General features: G+C 63.9%; 18 protein-coding genes. 3 read left to right on the top strand and 15 right to left on the bottom strand.

Annotated features, from left to right (window positions below; all coding sequences use genetic code 11):
* Positions 1–60 precede the first annotated feature (60 nt).
* The 12 genes from J2R76_RS39430 to J2R76_RS39375 all read right to left on the bottom strand — a co-directional run bounded on the left by J2R76_RS39430 (position 61) and on the right by J2R76_RS39375 (position 12,986).
* Positions 61–1,053, bottom strand: coding sequence for a LysR family transcriptional regulator (locus J2R76_RS39430; RefSeq protein WP_057015078.1), 993 nt, complete (start codon positions 1,051–1,053; stop codon positions 61–63).
* 318 nt (positions 1,054–1,371) lie between these two features.
* Positions 1,372–2,931, bottom strand: coding sequence for a 2-isopropylmalate synthase (locus J2R76_RS39425; protein ID WP_253625889.1), 1,560 nt, complete (start codon positions 2,929–2,931; stop codon positions 1,372–1,374).
* Between the two features lie 409 nt (positions 2,932–3,340).
* The gene (locus J2R76_RS39420) at positions 3,341–4,354 is read right to left on the bottom strand and encodes a phosphatase PAP2 family protein (RefSeq protein ID WP_253625888.1); all 1,014 of its coding nucleotides are present in this window, start codon (positions 4,352–4,354) and stop codon (positions 3,341–3,343) included.
* A gap of 92 nt (positions 4,355–4,446) precedes the next feature.
* Positions 4,447–5,388, bottom strand: coding sequence for a polyphosphate kinase 2 family protein (locus J2R76_RS39415; RefSeq protein WP_057015076.1), 942 nt, complete (start codon positions 5,386–5,388; stop codon positions 4,447–4,449).
* The gene (locus tag J2R76_RS39410) at positions 5,354–6,364 is read right to left on the bottom strand and encodes a branched-chain amino acid ABC transporter permease (RefSeq protein ID WP_253625887.1); all 1,011 of its coding nucleotides are present in this window, start codon (positions 6,362–6,364) and stop codon (positions 5,354–5,356) included. Before J2R76_RS39410 ends, J2R76_RS39415 begins: the two co-directional genes overlap by 35 nt.
* Positions 6,361–7,242, bottom strand: a complete 882-nt coding sequence (locus tag J2R76_RS39405) for a branched-chain amino acid ABC transporter permease (RefSeq protein ID WP_057015074.1) — start codon at positions 7,240–7,242, stop codon at positions 6,361–6,363. The genes J2R76_RS39410 and J2R76_RS39405 overlap by 4 nt, the downstream gene beginning before the upstream one ends.
* Positions 7,243–7,474: 232 nt before the next feature.
* A complete protein-coding gene (locus tag J2R76_RS39400; protein WP_092090331.1) occupies positions 7,475–8,179 on the bottom strand; it encodes an ABC transporter ATP-binding protein in 705 nt (234 codons plus the stop codon).
* A gap of 4 nt (positions 8,180–8,183) precedes the next feature.
* Positions 8,184–8,957, bottom strand: a complete 774-nt coding sequence (locus tag J2R76_RS39395; RefSeq protein WP_253625886.1) for an ABC transporter ATP-binding protein — start codon at positions 8,955–8,957, stop codon at positions 8,184–8,186.
* A gap of 22 nt (positions 8,958–8,979) precedes the next feature.
* A complete protein-coding gene (locus tag J2R76_RS39390; protein WP_253625885.1) occupies positions 8,980–10,290 on the bottom strand; it encodes an ABC transporter substrate-binding protein in 1,311 nt (436 codons plus the stop codon).
* 176 nt (positions 10,291–10,466) lie between these two features.
* Positions 10,467–11,231, bottom strand: coding sequence for a substrate-binding domain-containing protein (locus J2R76_RS39385; protein ID WP_057015072.1), 765 nt, complete (start codon positions 11,229–11,231; stop codon positions 10,467–10,469).
* Between the two features lie 15 nt (positions 11,232–11,246).
* Entirely contained in the window at positions 11,247–11,948 is a 702-nt protein-coding gene (locus J2R76_RS39380) for an NUDIX hydrolase (protein ID WP_253625884.1), read from the bottom strand.
* Positions 11,949–11,960: 12 nt separating this feature from the next.
* Complete coding sequence (locus J2R76_RS39375) at positions 11,961–12,986, bottom strand: ABC transporter substrate-binding protein (protein WP_057015070.1); 1,026 nt, start codon at positions 12,984–12,986, stop codon at positions 11,961–11,963.
* A 186-nt stretch (positions 12,987–13,172) separates the two neighbouring features.
* Between J2R76_RS39375 and J2R76_RS39370 the strand changes: the two genes are divergently transcribed.
* Both J2R76_RS39370 and J2R76_RS39365 read left to right on the top strand, forming a co-directional pair.
* Positions 13,173–13,622, top strand: a complete 450-nt coding sequence (locus J2R76_RS39370) for a cupin domain-containing protein (RefSeq protein ID WP_253625883.1) — start codon at positions 13,173–13,175, stop codon at positions 13,620–13,622.
* Between the two features lie 220 nt (positions 13,623–13,842).
* On the top strand, positions 13,843–15,168 hold the full coding sequence (locus J2R76_RS39365; protein WP_253625882.1) for a 4Fe-4S binding protein: 1,326 nt from the start codon (positions 13,843–13,845) through the stop codon (positions 15,166–15,168).
* Between the two features lie 72 nt (positions 15,169–15,240).
* On the opposite strand, the gene J2R76_RS39360 is transcribed toward J2R76_RS39365, so the two are convergent.
* A complete protein-coding gene (locus J2R76_RS39360; protein ID WP_253625881.1) occupies positions 15,241–16,125 on the bottom strand; it encodes an SDR family oxidoreductase in 885 nt (294 codons plus the stop codon).
* A gap of 92 nt (positions 16,126–16,217) precedes the next feature.
* Here J2R76_RS39360 and J2R76_RS39355 point away from each other — a divergent pair, with 92 nt between their 5' ends.
* Positions 16,218–17,051: a helix-turn-helix transcriptional regulator gene (locus J2R76_RS39355; protein WP_253625880.1), complete on the top strand. Its 834-nt coding sequence runs from the start codon at positions 16,218–16,220 to the stop codon at positions 17,049–17,051.
* On the opposite strand, the gene J2R76_RS39350 is transcribed toward J2R76_RS39355, so the two are convergent.
* Together J2R76_RS39350 and J2R76_RS39345 are read right to left on the bottom strand one after the other, a co-directional pair.
* Positions 17,048–17,833, bottom strand: a complete 786-nt coding sequence (locus J2R76_RS39350) for an ABC transporter permease (RefSeq protein ID WP_253625879.1) — start codon at positions 17,831–17,833, stop codon at positions 17,048–17,050. The two genes, J2R76_RS39355 and J2R76_RS39350, sit on opposite strands and share 4 nt — an antisense overlap.
* Positions 17,833–18,648, bottom strand: coding sequence for an ABC transporter ATP-binding protein (locus tag J2R76_RS39345; protein WP_253625878.1), 816 nt, complete (start codon positions 18,646–18,648; stop codon positions 17,833–17,835). The genes J2R76_RS39350 and J2R76_RS39345 overlap by 1 nt, the downstream gene beginning before the upstream one ends.
* Positions 18,649–18,666: the final 18 nt, after the last annotated feature.

Raw genomic sequence — 18,666 nt, 5'->3', positions numbered from 1 at the left:
GAAGGCCCCGGCTGCATGAAGATTCTGCAGGGAGATCGTGAGGCTGGTGCAATATCCGGCTCAGCGCACCTGCGCCACGCCTATCCGCGCCACGCTCCCCGCCTCCGCCGCCCGCAGATAGTCCAGCATCAGACGGCTGGTTGCCGACAGATGCGCGGTGTCGCGGACCACGATCTTCAGCTCGCGCCGTCCCCAATCGTCGCGCAGCGGGATCGCGCGAAGGCCCATCCCGGCGCCGACCACCTCGAAGGCGCGGCCGGGGATCAGCCCGAGTCCCATATTGGCCTGCACCATGCGGCAGACCGCATCGAAGCCGGGCACATTGATGCGCAGCCGCATCGCCTTGCCGGCTTGCGTCGCCGCATATTGCGAGCGCAGATAGATCGAGCTCGCGGTGTGCAAGCCGATATGGTCGAAATCGAGCGTCTCGGTGAACAGCAATGTCTCGCGGCCGGCCAGCCGATGGTCGGCGCGCATCACCACCACCAGATTGTCGTAGCGATAATGGAAGGCCTCGAGCGCGCGGCTGTCGGCCTCGGCCGAGCAGATGCCGATCTCGGCCGCGCCCTCCTCGATGCCGCGCACCACCTGCCCGCTCGGCCGCTCCTGCAGATCGACGCGGAGCAATTCATGCGCGGCGAAGAAGGCGGAGAGATCCTCGGGCAGGTATTGCACGATCGCCGAGAGATTGGCGAGCATGCGGACATGGCCGCGCACGCCTTGCGAATATTCCGACAGCTCGACCGCGATCTTCTCGACATTGAGCAGCGTCACCCGGGCGTGGTGCAGCAGCGCCTCGCCCGCCGGCGTCAGCGCCATGCCCTTGGCGAGCCGCTTGAACAGCGTAACGCCGAACGCCAGCTCGAAATCGTTCATCCGCTTCGACACCGCCGACGCCGCGATCCCCTCGCGCTGCGCGGCGCGGGTGAGGTTCTGTTCGTCGCAGACCGCGACGAACAGGCGAAGCGTTGTCAGGTCGACCCGGCGCGTCAGCGCGGTCTCCGCCGGCGTGGCGGCGCGCGGAAGGTCTGTCACGATGGAGGAGATCGGCATGGACGGCGTTCCCCAGGAAAGAACGCAGCGTAGCGCTGGAGATGGCGAGGAAGATTCCAAAGCAATGCGGGATGAGACGGAATATTGGTAAATGATTCCAACGGTAACCGGAATGATCTAATTTTATTCCAATCTGGCCGACTACCGCCGTCATTGCGAGGCGCGAAGCGACGAAGCAATCCATGTATCAGGAATCGGAGAGATGGATTGCTTCGCTTCGCTCGCAATGACGGAGGACTCTCGCTCTAGATCTGCACGCCCGAACGAAAAACGCGGCGCTGAGGCGCCGCGTTTCAACCTGTCGGTCGACCGCGCTCGTCAGCCCGCAGCCTTGGCCGGGACGTCGCGTTGGCGCTTCATCACGATCTTGTTCAGCGCGCCGAGATAGGCCTTTGCGGAGGCGACCAGCGTGTCCGGATCGGCGGCGCGGGCGGTCATCGAGCGACCTTCATGTGCCAGACGCACCGAGACCTCGGCCTGCGCGTCGGTGCCTTCGGTCACCGCGTGCACCTGATAGAGCTCCAGCTTGGCCTCGTGCGGCACCAGGCGCTTGATGCAGTTGAAGACGGCATCGACCGGGCCGTTGCCCTCGGCCTCCTCGATCTTGATCTGGCCATCGACGTCGAGCTTCATGGTCGCGCGCTGCGGGCCATGGGTGCCGGCGATCACGGTCAGCGAGGTCAGCTTGATGCGGTCGTGCGCGGCCGCCATCTCCTGGTCGACCAGCGCCTCGATGTCCTCGTCGTAGATGTCCTTCTTGCGGTCGGCCAGCGCCTTCATCCGCGTAAAGGCATCCTCCAGCTGGTTGGCGCCGAGCTTGTAGCCCATCTCCTCCAGCTTGTGGATGAAGGCGTGGCGGCCGGAATGCTTGCCGAGCACCAGCGAGGACTGCTTCAGGCCGACCATCTCGGGCCGCATGATCTCGTAGGTCGAGGCGTCCTTCAGCACGCCGTCCTGATGGATGCCGCTCTCATGCGCGAACGCGTTACGGCCGACGATTGCCTTGTTGTACTGCACCGGGAACGAGGTGGCCGCGGACACCACCTTCGAGGCGCGGGTGAGCTGCGTGGTGTCGATCTTGTTCCAGAACGGAAACTTGTCGTTCCGCACATTGATCGCCATCACGATCTCTTCCAGCGCGGCATTGCCGGCGCGCTCGCCGATACCGTTGACGGTGCACTCGACCTGCCGCGCGCCGCCGACGACGCCGGCCAGCGAGTTCGCGACCGCCATGCCGAGGTCGTTGTGGCAATGCACCGAGAAGATCGCCTTTTCGGAATTCGGCACGCGCTCGATCAGCGTGCGCATGAAGTGGGTGTATTCCTCCGGCACCGTGTAGCCGACGGTGTCGGGGATGTTCACCGTGGTGGCGCCGGCCTTGATCACCGCTTCGACGATCCGGCACAGATAGTCCATCTCGCTGCGGGTGCCGTCCTCGGCCGACCATTCGACGTCGTCGATCTGGTTGCGGGCGCGGGCGACCATCGCGACCGAGGTCTCGATGACCTCCTCGGGGGTCTTGTTCAACTTCACCCGCATATGCAGCGGCGAGGTCGCGATCACGGTGTGGACGCGGCCGCGGCGGGCGAACTTCACGGCTTCGGCGCAGCGGTCGATGTCGGCCGGATGGGCACGGGACAGGCCCGCGATGACCGAGTTCTTGGAGCGGCGGGCGATCTCGCTGACCGCCTGGAAATCGCCTTCCGAGGTGATCGGGAAGCCGGCCTCGATGACATCGACGCCCATGTCGTCCAGGAGTTCGGCGACCTCGAGCTTCTCCTCGAAGGTCATGGTGGCGCCGGGGCACTGCTCGCCGTCGCGCAAGGTGGTGTCGAAAATGATGACGCGGTCCTTCTCGGACTTGTTCGCGGTGGCCATGTCAGAAATTCCTTTAAGCTTTGCGCCCGTCATGTTGCTCCTTGAGCAATTACTTGGGCGATATCAGGGTTCGGTGATCTCGTACAAACCCCTGAGTGCCCAGGCGCAAACGCCCAGCCGGCCCTCAGGGGCAGGTAAGAAGAAGGCCGCCAATAAGCAGGGTGGGCGCTGCGGCAGGGATCGCGGCGGTAGCCTGGGCCACCTCCCCTGAAATCCCATCAATTTGGCCGCGAATCAGCATTGCCAGACCCTGTTGAGCGCCAAAATCCTCGGCCAAAACCATTGACGGTTGGTTGCCGGAACGCGCTGTGCGCCGTCGTTCTAGACGATTATGGCAAGCTGCCGCAATGGGTAAAGATGGTCAGGTGGATTGACCTATCGTCATCGCATGGCTGGGGCGCGATCGCCCTCACCTGACTTCCGCCCGGGGCTCAGCTCGTTGCACCGCGGGTATCATCGCCCATGCTCCTCGCCGGACCACAGCCACGTGCCGCAGCATCCAGGTGTGAAGCCAACCAGCGAGGATCACGGACACGATCGTGATCACCAGACCGCCGATCAGGTCCGCGACGTAGTGACCGCCGACGATCGGCGTTGCCAGGATCATGCCCAGATTGACGAGCGTCATCGGGATGCGCAGCCAGCGGATGTTCCAGCTTGCCCGGATCAGGATCAGGGCTGCCGCGCAATGGAAGCTAGGAAACGCGATCAGTCCCTTGCCCTGGAAATTGCGCAGGCTTCTGAGGCTTCCTTCGCGAATCCGGATCAGCTCATCGATCCAGCCGTCGGACGACAGCGGCAAATTCCGGAACGAGGATATCTCGGTATCGCTGAGATGCAGATGGGTCCACGCCGTGGTGGCCGGAACCAGGGCAAAAATCCCAATCGTCAGCAGCAGTGATATGATCGCCGCCAGGATGAATTTCTCAAGCGTCTTGACATCCTTCTTGATGGCCAGCGCCAGGATCACAACATTGGGCAGATAAAAAATCGAGTTATAGAATTCGCTCACGAAGCGGACCATCGTGTCCGAGCCCGCGAAGAACCCCGCATAAGCTCTCCAATCATATCCGATCAGCTGATCAGCACGCAGCAATTGGTCGTCGATCAGGGGACGGCCGACTGTCGCGGCGGCATAGGTCAACATCGTCGCGGCGATCGCAACCACCAGATTCTGCGACCAGCAGTTTATGAACAATTGGACGAATTGGATTCGCAGTCCCTTTGTCACGAGGTAGGCGCTGAGCAAGATCGCTGCCATCCCGCCATAGCCGGCCCAATTGACATCGACGTGCCGGAATCCGGACCAATGGAAGGCAGCAAAGCAACCAGCCAGGAACAGCAGGACAGGCGCCCATAGCACGCCCCTCAGTGCGTCATCGTTCGGGTTGTGACTGCCTGTCGCTAAATCTGTGGTTGCCATACCCCCATGTTGCGTCAATTCATTAAGATTGCCTTGCGAGCGGCCGGTACGCGCTGGGAATATCCGCATGCGACAAACATGGGACGCGGCGCCTACTTCTTTGCAGACGTCTTCTCGCCCGCCCCGCCCTTGCCTTCCGCCTCCAGCGCCGCGCGGACGCGCTTGAATTCGCTCAAGTCGGCCTTGTCGACTTCGGGGAATTTCAGGTCGAGCCCGTCGAGGGCGTTGACGATGGTCGAGCCGATCACGACGCGGGCGAACCATTTGTGGTCGGCCGGCACGATGTGCCAGGGCGCCTCTTTGGTTGCGGTGTGATGGATCATGTCCTGATAAGCGGCCTGATATTTGGCCCACAGCTTGCGCTCGGCGACGTCGGCCATCGAGAACTTCCAGTTCTTGGCCGGCTCCTCGAGCCGGTCGAGGAAACGCTGGCGCTGCTCCTCCTTGGAGACGTTGAGGAAGAATTTCAGGATCACGGTGCCGTTGCGCGACAGATAGCGCTCGATCGACGCAATGTCCTCGAAGCGTTCGCGCCAGATGTTCTTGGTCACCAGCTTCTTCGGGATCTTCTGCTTGTCGAGCACTTCCGGATGCACCCGCACCACCAGGCACTCCTCGTAATAGGAGCGGTTGAAGATGCCGATGCGGCCGCGCTCCGGCAGCGCGATCATGGCGCGCCACATGAAGTCGTGGTCGAGCTCCCTGGTCGAAGGCTGCTTGAAGGAGGAAACCTCGCAGCCCTGCGGATTGACGCCCTCGAACACGCTCTTGATCGCGGAATCCTTGCCGGCGGCATCCATGCCCTGGAAGATCAGCAGCAGCGACCAGCGGTCCTGGGCGTAGAGCTTCTCCTGGAAGTCGTTGAGCCGCTTGCGGTTGGCCTCGATGATCTTGCCGCCGGCGTCCTTGTCGATGCCGCCCTTCTCGGCGGTCGGATACGATTTGAGGTGAAATTCGCCCGACCCGTCGAAGCGGAACGGCGCGACGAAGGGCTTCAGTTCATCGGCGAGCGATGGGGACGGTTTGTTGCTCATGGCTTCTCGACGGCTTGCGCGGCGATTTGATCCGGTCGATCACGCTACCAAGAATGCCCTTGGGCAGGAAGATGATGAACAACACCAGCAGTACGCCATAGACCAGATTGTCCCAGCCGACCGCCTTGGTGCCGAAAGAGATGCGCAACACCTCGGCCAGCACGATGGTGATGACGGCGCCGACCGTCGGTCCCAGCGCGACATAGACGCCGCCCACGATCGCCGCGAACACCATCTGCAGGGAGACCGCGATGCCGCTCACCGTGTCGGGCGAGATGAACATCTGGTACTGGCAGTAGAGCGCGCCCGACAGCGCGGTCATCAGCGCGCTGATCAGGGTGATCTTGAGCTTCTCGGCGGTGACGTTGACGCCCGCGGCGGCGGCGGCATCCTCGTCTTCCGAGATCGCCTCCATGGCATGGCGGATCATGCTGCGATCGATCGCGCGCCAGATCACGAGGCCTGTGATCCAGACCGCGAGCGCGATCAGATACCAGGTGGTCTTCTCGTCGAATTGCAGCGCGAGCAGCCCCTTGCCGCTCGGGGCGCGCTGCGGGGTGTAGCCGAGCGAGCCGCCGGTATAGTCGCGGGTCGCGGTGATGACCTGCAGCACGATGCCCGACAGCGCCAGCGTCACCAGCACGAAATAATGCCCGGTGATGCGGAAGCGGAAGCAGGGATAGGCGACGACGAGCGCGAGCACGCCGGCGGTTGCCATGCTGAGGGGAATGCCGATCCAGGGCGACACGCCGAGATGGTTCCACAGCAGCGCGGTGACATAGGCACCGATGCCCATGAAGCCGCCATGGCCGAGCGAGACCAGGCCGAAGCGCCCCATGATCGACCACGAGGTGTAGGCGAACGACCAGATCAGGATCAGCACCAGCACGTGCAGATGATAGGGATCGCGATGCACGAAGGGCACCGCGACGAGCGCGATCAGCGCGATGATCCAGCCGGCGGCTTGCCTGTTCACGAGCGCCTCGCCAGGAGGCCCGCGGGCCGGATGAACATCATGACGATGAAGAAGGCAAAGGCCAGCACGTAACCCCATTCGAGATCGGAGAACAGGCCGCCGAGCGAGATGATCTCGGCGAACACGAAGGCGGCGATGAAGCCGCCGATGAAATTGCCGAGCCCGCCGAGCACGCAGATCAGGAAGGTGATCGGCCCGAATGACAGGCCGACGAACGGATGCACGTCATATTGCAGCACCAGGAGGCAGGCGGCGAGGCCGGCGAGCCCGCCGCCGATCGCCGAGGTGACGAGATAGATGCGCTTGGGATCGACGCCCATCAGCGGCATGATCTGGCGGTCCTGCGCGATGGCGCGGATCGCGGTGCCGGTGAAGGTGCGGGTCAGGAACAGATAGACGCCGATCATGCCGAGCAGCGCGGCAGCGAACGACAGCAATCGCGCGTAGCTGAAATTCATCTCGCCGAGCGCGAGCACCGGCAGGCGGATGCCGAGATTGCGGAAGTCGATGCCGAAGGCGACGGTGGCAAAGCTCTGCAGGATGAACAGCACGCCGCCGGTGGCGAGCAGCTGGTTGATCGGCGGCGCGGTCAGGAGCGGGGCGATCACGAAGAAATGCAGCGCGGCGCCGAGCAGCGCCACCAGCAGGATCACCAGCGGCGCGGCGGCCCAGTATGGCAGGCCGTAATACTGCACGAGATAGTACATGCCGTACATGCCGATCATGACGAGTTCGGCGTAGCAGATCCAGGTGACGTCGATGACGCCGAAGATCAAGTTGAGCCCGAGCGCAAGCAGCGCCAGCACGCCGCCGAGCAGGATGCCGTTGATGACGGCCTCCAGCAGGTAGATGTCGAAGATGTCGAGGAAGGATTGCATGGTGGCTCTGCCTTAGACCGAGGCGTCGTCATCTGGCCGAACTCGAACTAGCGCAACCGTCATCCTGAGGTGCGAGCGGAGCGAGCCTCGAAGGATGCACGGCCCGTCTGTGGCCGATTCATCCTTCGAGGCGCGCAAGAGCGCGCACCTCCCGAGCGAACGCAAACGCGTTCGTCCGGGGATGGCGGGGAAATATGTGAGTGCGCTTGCTCGATTCACGATCATTACCCCCTCACACCCCGAGATACGCCTGCTTGATGGTGTCGCTCGCCGCGAGCTCCGCCGCTGACCCGGCGGCGCGGATGCTGCCGGCTTCCAGCAGATAGGCGCGGTCGACCACGCGCAGCACCTGCTGCACGTTCTGCTCGACGATCAGGACCGTCAGCCCGCTTGAGCGGATGCGCTTGACGAGCTCGAACACCTGCTGCACCACGACCGGCGCGAGGCCGGCCGACGGCTCGTCGAGCAGCAGCAGTTTCGGGTTCGACATCAGCGCACGGCCGATCGCGCACATCTGCTGCTCGCCGCCCGACATCGTGCCGGCCATCTGGTGCTGGCGCTCCTTCATGCGCGGAAACAGCTCGAACACGAACTCCAGCCGCTCGGCGTAATGCGCGCGGGCACCGGGCATGTAGGCGCCCATCTTCAGGTTGTCGGCGACGGTGAGCCGGGGAAACAACCGGCGATTTTCCGGCACATGCGCGATCCCGAGGCTGACGATGCGATGCGGAGGTGTCGCGATGACGTTCACGCCTTCCATCGCGATCGTGCCCCTGATCGGGCGGATCAACCCTGAGATCACCCGCATCAGGGTGGTCTTGCCGGCGCCGTTCGGGCCGATCACGCCGACCGCTTCGCCCGCCTTGACGTCGAGACTGACGTCGAACAGCGCCTGGAAGCTGCCATAGCCCGCGTCGATCGATTTTAATTCCAGCATGCGCTCACGCCCCGATCCGGCGCCGCGCCTGGGCTGCGGCCGCGGCTGCGAGGCTCGCATCCGCATCGGTGCCGAGATAGACCTCGATCACTCTTGCGTCGCCGGCGACATCGGCCGGCAGGCCCTCGGCGATCTTCTCGCCGTGATCGAGCACCATCACGCGATCGACCACGCGCATCAATACGCCCATGATGTGCTCGACCCAGATGATGGTGATGCCAAGCTCGTCGCGGATCCGGCGCAGCATGCCGGCGGCCTGGTCCATCTCGGCCTCGTCAAGGCCGCCAAGGCTCTCATCCGCGAGCAACAGCTTCGGGCCGGTGGCGAGCGCCTTGGCGAGCTCGAGCTTCTTCAACCCGGCGGCGCCCAGGCCCTCGACGCTGGCGTGACGATCGGTCGGCAGCCCGACCATCGCGAGCGCCCGCTCGGCCGCCTCCTCGGCCTTGCCGCGGCTGTGGCGGCCCTGGCCGTAGAAGCCGGCGAGCACGACGTTCTCGAAGATGCTGAGGCGATGGAACGGCCGCGGGATCTGGAAGGTTCGGCCGATGCCACGGTTGATGATCCGGTGCGGGGCGAGCCCCGCGATCTCGTGGCCGTCGAACAGGATCGAGCCGGAGGTCGGCGGCAAGGTGCCCGACAGCATGTTGAAGATCGTGCTCTTGCCGGAGCCGTTCGGGCCGATCAGGCCGAGGATCTCGCCCTGCTCGACGCGGAACGACACGTTGTTGACGGCACGAAAGCCGCCAAACCACTTGACCAGGCCTTCGACGGCGAGCACGGCAGTTCCCTTCGCGAGCGAGCTATTTGTAGCTGTAGGTGGTGCCGGCCGGCAGCGGCAGCTCGGTCTCGCGCTGCATCTGGCTCTTCGGCCACACCACATAGGATTTGTCGTCGATATATTGCAGCACCACCGGGAACGAGCGCGCGTTCTGCCCGGCATACTGCTCTCCCTCGCCGTAGAACTTCACGCCATAGCCGAGCATGGTGCCGCCCTCGGGAATGTCGGCGTCGAGCGCGGCCTTGCGCAGCGCATCCGGATCGACGCCGCCATACTTCTTGATCGCGCGCGGCAAGACGTCGTCGAGGAACACATAGGCGTTGGCCGCGCCGATGCCGACATGGGCGGATCGGATCGGCACGCCGGGCTTCAGCCGGTCAAACTCCTCGCCGACCATCTTGATGACCGGCGGCAGCTTGGGATCCATGTTCTTCTGGTTGGCAAGCCAGATCGAGATCGGGTCGGTGTTGAAGAGATAGTTGGCGTCAGTGCCGAGCCCTTCCTTCAGCTTTTCGTAGACGCCGTAGCCCGCGCCATGGCCGACGATGGCGCCGAACTTCAATCCCTGCTCGCGGGCCTGGCGGAACAGCAGGGTGATGTCCGGATTGTAGCCGGTGTGGAAGATCACGTCGGGCTTGGCGCGCTTCAGCTTGGTCACCAGCGCCGACAGATCGGGCGCGGTCGCCGAATAACCCTCCTTGAGCACGATGTTGAAGCCGGCCTTCTTGGCGCCGGCCTCATTGCCCTTGGAGACGTCGACGCCATAGGCGCCGTCCTCATGGATGATGGCGACGCGGAGGTCCTTCGGCTCCTTGCCGAACTTGGACATGGAGTATTGCGCGATGAAGTCGGTCGTCATCATGCCGTACTGGTTGCCGGCGGCCTGCGGACGGAACACGTATTTGTAATTCTTGCCGTCGAACACGCCGGAGGAAATGCAGGTCGTGATCCACATGAACTTCTTCATCTGCTCGACCCGCGCCGACACCGGCACGCATTGCGCCGAGGAGAAGAAGCCCATCACCATGTCGACCTTTTCCTGCTCGAGCAGCCGGACGGCCTCGTTGATCGCGATGTCGGGCTTGCTCTGCGCGTCGGCATAGACGGCCTCGACCTTGTAACCCTCGACGCCGGTCTTGGCGTAATGGTCGAGCATGATCTTGACGCCGGTGTATTGCAGCTCGGAGCCGCCGCCGGCCAGCGGGCCGGTCAAATCGAAGATCACGCCGATCTTGATCTTCTTGTCCTGCGCATGCGCTGCATTGGCCACACCAAGCGCCGCAAGCGCGACAGATAGACCCGCAAGCCAGCGGGCAGCCCTCCTGACCGGCATGAATCCCTCCCCAGAGATTGTGCACTGCATTTTTTGTTGTCGTGCCGCCCTATCACAGGGGGAGCGGCCGATGATGTCAAGCGCGATGGCTGCGTCCGCACCGCGCAGGCTTGCGCAAAGTTTCGGCGGAACGGTGCCGACGCACGGTGCTCGGGCGCGCGCGTGGCAGCGGCAATTTATCCGCGGGGCCGTTCCATGCCGGCCCGTTTGATGGCCGCGAGCAAGATATCGCTGTCCGAGACAAGAAAATCGATCAGGCGCTTGGCGGCTTCCGGCGCTTGCGCGTCGCTGACGATCGCGGCCGTGAAGGTCTGGACCAGCTGGAAATCTGGCGGCAACAAACCGACAACTTCGATGCCGCCCTCCTGAACCAGTTCGCTGGTCGGGCCGATCGAGAGATTTGCCTTGCCTGCTCTCAGCGCTTCGGCCGCTTCGGTTCCGCGCGCCTCGAGGGTGAGCCTGACCGTGTCCGGCAAGTTCAGCCTGGGGAAAACCTTGTCGCGGACGTACTGCCCGCTCGTGCTGCTCGGCGCCACCACCTGGCCGGCATCGATCAAGGCTTTCCTGAGCGCGACATCATTGCCGATGTCCGGCTTGCGAGAGCCTGCTCGAACCGCCGCGGCCAAAGGTGCCGTCGCCAGTCCGGCTTCGGATCCCGCACGAATTCGGCCGTCTTCGGTCAGACTTCGAAGCCCCTCGCGCGAAAGGATCACCACATCCGCTTTGGTGCCGTTCGCAAGCTGGTGCCTGATCGTCTTCGGACCGGTGCCCTCCGACGCGCCCGATCCGGTCTCCACCCCGATGCCCGTGCTTCGCTCGAATTCAGGCAGCACGTCGCGGTAGACCGCGGCGAAGCCACCCGAAATGATGACCTTGATCGTGTTGGGGCCATCGGCGATTGCCGGTGTCGACGCAGCGGCAGCGGTGCCTTGCTCGGTCATTGCGCATTCCTTTGCCTAGGCCGGCAGCTGCGTCTCGATGAATGCGGTGACGAAGCGCGGCATTGCGGGAGTGAGATCGGCGCGGCTGCGCACCAGATGGATGCCCGCAAGCTCGGGATTTGCCTGGCGCGCGAGATTGGCCTCGATCCGCGCCCGCAGCGCGTCACCGGGCATATCGACGCGCAGGATCCGCATCATCGCAAGCGCAGGCCCGGTGTAGATGCAGTGCCAATCGGCGTCGCCGCGGCAATCCGATGGCAACAATCCCGTCTCCTCCTCGAGTTCGCGCATCACGCTGCCGGCGATATCCACCGTGGCGCCCCTGATATCGTCGAGGTCGGGCGTCCCTGACGGGAAATAGATGCGGCCGGCATTCGCGGTCTGCTCGCCCATCACCCCGCACACGAAGGCGCCGTCGCTGGCGAGCAGCGCCCCCATGCCGAAACCGTTGAACACCTCGTGGTCCGGAAAGCCCCAGTCGCGCCAAGCGAGGAAGCTCGCGAAATCGGTCTCGAAATAGCTCGCGCTGAGCCGCTCGCCGGCGAAGACCGGATCGCGCCCGAGCAGCACACGGCCGTTCCACAGGTTCGGGTTCAGCCGCTGCTGCTCGGCGAAATGCGCGTCGATCTCGACGCGCCGCTCGTCCGCAAACGGCCAAGGACGCCGCTGCAAGGCAAGGTCGAGCGCGGTGACACGACAAATGAGCGGAGACTGCATATCCGAACGTGTTTACTTCGCGTTTCCGGTCGTCTTCTTGACCTGGTCGACGAACTTGTTGGTGTAGGTCTTGGTGACGTCGATGCCGGCCTTCGCGACATCGGGTGACCCTTCGCTGAACACCGCGAGCACGGCTTCCGCGCCCTTGGGGTCCATCTTGCCGGTCTCGGAATACATCGGGATCGTGTTCTTCAGGGCCGCGAGATACTGCGCCCTGTCCTTGCCGACGAGCTCGTCGGGCATCTTGGCCATGATGTCTTCGGCGCTGTGCGAATGGATCCAGGCCAGCGTCGCCATGATCGCATTGGTCAGCGCCTGCACCTCCTTCTCGTGGCCGTTGACCCAGGCCGCGGTCGAATACAGCGCGCCGCCGGGATATTCGCCGCCGAACACCGCAAGCGTGTCGTGCTGGGTGCGGGTGTCGCTGAGGATCTTGAGGTCCTTGTAGCTGCCCTGCAGCACGGTGACGGCAGGATCGAGCATCACGGCGGCGTCGATCTGGCCCTGCTCCATCGCGGCCACCGCAGTGGCGCCGAGGCCGACGCCGATTACGGCGGTGCCCGTAGGATCGAGGCCGTTCTTCTTCAAGAGATATTTCAGGAAGAAATCGGTCGAGGAGCCCGGCGCGCTGACGCCGACCTTCTTGCCGGCGAGATCCTTGATCGAGTTGATCTCGCCGGTGTGCTTCGGCGACACCACCAGCACGAGGCCGGGATAGCGGTCATAGACCACGAAGGCCTGCAGCTCCTGCTTCTTGGCCGCAAGATTGACGCAGTGGTCGAAATAGCCGGAGACGACGTCGGCGCTGCCGCCGAGCACGGCCTTGAGCGCATCCGAGCCGCCCTTGAGGTCGACCAGTTCGACCGCGAGCCCGGCCTTGTCGTATTCGCCGAGTTGCTTGGCCAGCACGGTGGGCAGATAGCACAGGCAAGCGCCGCCCCCGACCGCGATGGTGATCTTGCTTTGCGCCGCGGCAAGGCCCGTGGACAGGGTCAGCGCCAGCAGCATTCCGGCAAGCTTGCCAAGCAGTTTGTTCATGACGTCCTCCGTTCGACTGGCCGGCAAGATAGAGGAGCCGGCAGGCCTTGAGAAGGCGACTTTCCGACAGCTGGTCAAGCCTGCGGGGGGGGGCGGCATAGCATCGCGGATACAAGAAAACGCAGAAGAAGCGCCAAAACCATAAGCACCAAGAATACTTCAAGGGAAACATCAAGGGAGGTCTTCATGAATCGTATTGCAACCGCGCTGTCGATCGCTACCGCCTTTGCCGCGAGCTGTGGCATCACCCATTTGCTGCGGCCGGCGCTCGCCGCCGAAAACATCACGGCGCGGGTCATCCACACCGGCGAGATGGAGGGCGACAAGCTCGGCGACGCCAACAAGGTCGGCTTCCGTTCCAAGATGTTCGTCTCCGCCGACGGCGCCACCGTCTCTATCCAGGACGGCAATGTGCCGAAGCACATGCATCCCAACACCAACGAGATGCAGTTCGTCCTCGAAGGCACCGGCACAGTCTGGCTCGACGACAAGGAAGTGACGGTGAAGCCGGGCGACCTGATCGTGATCCCGAAGGGCACGCCGCATGGCGGCACCAAGCCGAACGGCCGCGCCATCAAGGCCATCGCGATCAAGACGCCGCCGCAGGCGCCGGATAATACCAAGCTGCTGGATTGATTACGGCCATCCTCAACGTCATTGCGAGCGAAGCGAAGGCAATCCATCTCTCCGGATAGGCGGACCCATGGATTGCTTCGTCGCTTCGTTCCTCGCAATGACGAAAGTCGCGCGCGCGCCAGCGCCGGTTCCATGACATGACACTTGACAGATAATTCACTTGCCTCAAGTTCGTTCGCTCCATAGTATGACGATCGTCATTTAATAGAAAGCTAGACCCATGAGCCTGGACGATCACCACACGGTCAGGGCTGTGCGCGCTCGCAGCAGCGAACCGGTCCGCGACGTCCCGGTTTCATCGGAACTGATCAAGGACATCGCGCGCAGATGCGGAGCCGATGATGTCGGCATCATCGAGTTCGAACGGGCCGCCATCGCCCCGCAGCGGGACTTCATTCGCAAGGTCTATGGCCGGACGCGCTCCCTGCTCGCGATCGTCTGCCACATGAACCGCGAGCCGGTGCGCTCGCCCTCGCGCTCGGTCGCCAACGAGGAATTCCACAGCACCTACGATCACGTCAACGAAACCGCGCGTGCCATCGTTCGCGCGCTCGACGAGCACGGCATCCCGGCCTGCAACTCGGTTGCCGCGTTCCCGATGGAGATGGACCTGCCCAGGATCATGATGGTCCAACACAAGCCGATCGCGGTGGAAGCCGGTCTCGGCCGCATGGGAATCCATCGCAGCGTCATCCACCCGAAATTCGGCAGCTTCGTCCTGCTCGGCACCATCCTGCTCGGATGCGAGGTCGACGCGCATGACCACCCGATCGACTACAATCCCTGCCTGGAGTGCAAACTGTGCGTCGCGGCCTGCCCGGTCGGCGCCATCAAGCCGGACGGCGGCTTCGATTTCCTGTCCTGCCACACCCACAACTATCACGACTTTCTCGGCAACTTCTCGCAGTGGGTGGAGAAGGTCGCGGATGCAAAGGACGCAAGGGATTATCGCGCCCGCGTTCCCCGCACCGAGACGCTAAACATCTGGCAATCGCTGTCGTTCAAGCCTGGCTACAAGGCGGCCTATTGCATTTCGGCCTGCCCGGCCGGCGAAGACGTGATCGGCCCCTTCCTCCACGATCGCGACGCCCACTTCTCCGATGTGGTGCAGCCGCTGATCGACAAGGACGAGTTCGTCTACGTGATCCCGGATACCGACGCCGAGGACACGGTGACGCGGCGCTTTCCGCACAAAAAGCTTCAGCATGTCACGTCTGGCCGCCATACCGGCAGCCTGCAGGCCTATATCTTTTCGCTCTCGCTCGGATTTCAGCGCGGCAGGGCCCGAGGTCTGGATTTCGTGACGCATCTGCGCTTCACCGGCACGAGCGCGCTGGACATGACCGTTGCGATCAAGGGCAAGGATCTCCAGGTCGTGCCGGGACGGCATGTCGGAGAGGCGGCTCTGACCATCACCGCCGATACCCAGGCCTGGCTGCGCGTGCAGAACCGCGACCTCGAACTGGCCGACGCGATTGCCGCGAAGCTGGTGAGCTACAGCGACGAAGCATTGTTCGCCGCCTACATGCGGTGCTTCCCGCTCTGAGCCGCAGCGTAGATGCGTAGGGTGGCTTACGCCTTCGGCTATCCCACCCTACGCATCCTACTGCGCTGCTTCTTACTGCGCGGAATCGATCAGCTGTTCGAGATCGGCAACCAACCCCGGCCCGGTCGGCTGCCATCCAAGCTTCCTGCGCGTCTGCTCGCTGGAAGCCGCCATGTCGTATGCCGCGAACGTGCCGAGCCAGCCAAAGAAGGCCTGCGCCTCTTGCGGGGCGATGGATTTGACCGGCAGCTTCAGCCGCCGTCCGATCGTTTCGGCAATATCGCGCATCGAGACCCCCTCTTCCGCGACGGCGTGATACCTTGCGTTCGGCTCAGCCTTTTCGATGGCCAGCCGGTAGAGACGCGCCACGTCGAGAACATGCGCCGCCGGCCAGCGATTTTGCCCATCGCCGAGATAGGCGCACGCGCCCTTTTCGCGGTACACCGCGATCAAGGGGGTGATGAGACCCTGCCTGACAGGATCGTGAACCTGGGGAAGACGCATGGCCGACGCGCGGACGCCGTTCAGCGACAGGGCCGTCTGTTCCGACACGCGGGGGAATGGGAAATCCGGCGATATCGTTTGGTCCTCAGTCGCGATCTGGCCGGGCTTGGCCAATCCCGCCAAGCCTCCGGTTACGATCAATGGCCTGTCCGATCCGGCCAGAACAGAACCCAGCGCTTCGATGGCGCGGCGGTCGATCTCGCAACTCTTCGCGAAATTAGACCAGTCGTGAACGAAGCCCAGGTGAATGACAGCATCCGAAGCGCTCGCCCCCTTGCGTAAGCTATCAAGGTCCTCGAGCGAACCGCGAAGAACCTCCGCGCCAATGGCAGAGATCGCGTTCGCCCCCTCGTCCGAACGGGCCACACCAAGAACCTGATGTCCGGCGGCGATCAGGTCCTTGACGACGGGCGTGCCGATGAATCCGGTGGCACCAGTGACGAACACACGCATGAGGAAGTCTCCAGGTTTCGTTGGAGACAAATCTGGCCCTGCGCGCTATCCTGTTAAAGTAGTGACCTTATCATGGTATAATAGCTAACAGGATGAGCGAACCGCTCGCGCAAGAGAACCTGCTCGGCGCCTACCTGAAGGACCGCCGCAGCAAGCTCGATCCGGCCGTGTTCGGCTTTCCGCCGGAGCGGCGGCGCACGCCGGGCCTGCGCCGCGAAGAGGTGGCGCAGCGCGCCAACATCAGCGCGACCTGGTACACCTGGCTCGAACAGGGCCGCGGCGGCGCGCCCTCGGCCGATGTGCTCGACCGCATCGCGCGTGCGCTGATGCTGACCGATGTCGAGCGCGAGCATCTGTTCCTGCTCGGCCTCGGCCGCACGCCCGAGGTGCGCTACCAAAAGAGCGAAGGCGTCACCCCCCGGCTGCAGCGCGTGCTCGACGCGCTGGAGCCGCGCCCCGCCGTGATACGCACCGCAACCTGGGATATCGTCGCCTGGAACCGGGCCGCGACCGTCATGCTGACGGACTACGGATCGCTGCCGGCGCGCGAGCGCAACGTGCTGCGCTTCATGTTCCTCGATCCGCGCGTCCGCGCGGCACAACATGACTGGGCCAGCGTGGCGCGCTTCGTGGTCGGCGCCTTCAGGGTGGACGCTGCGCGCGCCGGCGCAGCTGCCGAGGTGCAACCCTTCGTCGACGAGTTGTGCCGGCTCAGCCCGGAATTCGCGGCGCTGTGGCGCGACAATGACGTGCGAGCCCATGGCGAGGGCGTCAAGCAGCTGCGGCACCCGATCCTGGGTCAGGTCAAGTTCGAATATTCGGCGTTCGCGGTCGATGGCCGGCCCGACCTCAGCATGATCGTCTACAATCCGATTGACCCGGAGGTGACGGAGAATATCCGCGGGTTGATCGAGGCAGTATCCTAATCATGCGTCACCGGCGTCGGCCGCCACACCAGCAGCCGATTCTCGACCATCGTCACGCCCATGTCGATCAGGATGACGAAGGCGGACAGCACGAACATGCCCGCGAACACGCCGGCGACGTCGAAGACGCCCTCGGCCTGCTGGATCAGGTAGCCGAGGCCGGCGGCGGAGCCGAGATATTCGCCGACCACCGCGCCGACCACGGCAAAGCCGACCGAGGTGTGCAGCGAGGAGAACATCCAGGACAGCGCCGACGGCCAGTAGACGTGGCGCATCAGCTGCCGCTCGTTCATGCCGAGCATGCGGCCATTGTCGAGCACCGTGGTCGGCACTTCCTTGACGCCCTGGTAGACGTTGAAGAACACGATGAAGAACACCAAGGTCACGCCGAGCGCGACCTTGGACCAGACGCCGAGCCCGAACCACAGCGCGAAGATCGGCGCCAGCACCACGCGCGGCAGCGCGTTGACCATCTTCACATAGGGATCGAACACCGCGGCGACGCGCGGCTGCCGCGCGAACCAGAAGCCGACCAGAATGCCGCCGGCCGAGCCGATCACGAAGGCGAGGATGGATTCCCACAGCGTAATCGCGAGATGCTTCCAGATCACCCCGGTCGAGAACCATTTCACGATTTGGCTGAAGACGTCGAGCGGATTGGAGAAGAAGAACGGCGGCAACAGCACCTTGCCGAACACCGGCACGGTGGAGAAGACCTGCCACAGCGCCAGCGTGACGACGGCGACCAGAACCTGCAGGGACAACAGTGTGACGCGCGACATCAGGCAGCTCCCGCCTGCGTCGACTGGACATAACCCTTCATAACCTCGTCCTTCAGCACGCCCCAGATCTCGCGGTGCAGGGCATGGAAATCCTTCTCCATCCGGATCTCGGCGATGTCGCGCGGCCGCGGCAGCGTGATGCGCCAGTCGCCGATGATGCGCGCGGAAGGACCGGCCGACATGATCACGACGCGATCGGCCAGCGCGATCGCCTCCTCGAGATCGTGGGTGACGAACAGCACCGCCTTGCGGTCGGCGCTCCACAATTCCAAGAGCAGATTGCCCATGATCTGCCGGGTCTGGGCGTCCAGCGGACCGAACGGCTCGTCCATCAGGAGGATCATCGGATCGCGGATCAGGACCTGCGCCAGCGCAACACGCTTGCGCTGGCCGCCCGACAGCATGTGCGGATAGCGATTGGCGAAGGCGCCGAGCCCGACCGAGGTCAGCCATTTCTGCGCGCGCGCGAGCGCCTCGGCGCGCGGCGTGCCTGATATCTCGAGCCCGATCGCGACATTGTCGATCGCGGTCTTCCAGGGGAACAGTGCATCGGCCTGGAACAGGTAGCCGGCATCACGGTTGAGGCCGCTCAGCGGCTTGTCGAAGATCCTTGCTGTTCCGGCCGCGGGCTTGAGCAGCCCAGCCGTGACGTTCAGCAGCGTCGACTTCCCGCATCCGGTCGGACCGACAATGGCGACGAACTCGCCATGATCAACCGAAAGATTGGCCCGTTCGACCGCGGTATAGACGCGTCCATCCGCCAACCGAAACGCCACCGTCGCACTGTCAAGCGCGACCGCCGTCGGCTCCGTCATCGCCACGCATCCCTCCCG

Source organism: Bradyrhizobium sp. USDA 4532 (assembly GCF_024171315.1).
In the GTDB taxonomy this organism is placed as follows: domain Bacteria; phylum Pseudomonadota; class Alphaproteobacteria; order Rhizobiales; family Xanthobacteraceae; genus Bradyrhizobium; species Bradyrhizobium australafricanum.
Note: the sequence above shows the minus strand (reverse complement) of the source record. Positions and strands in the feature narration are given on the sequence as shown.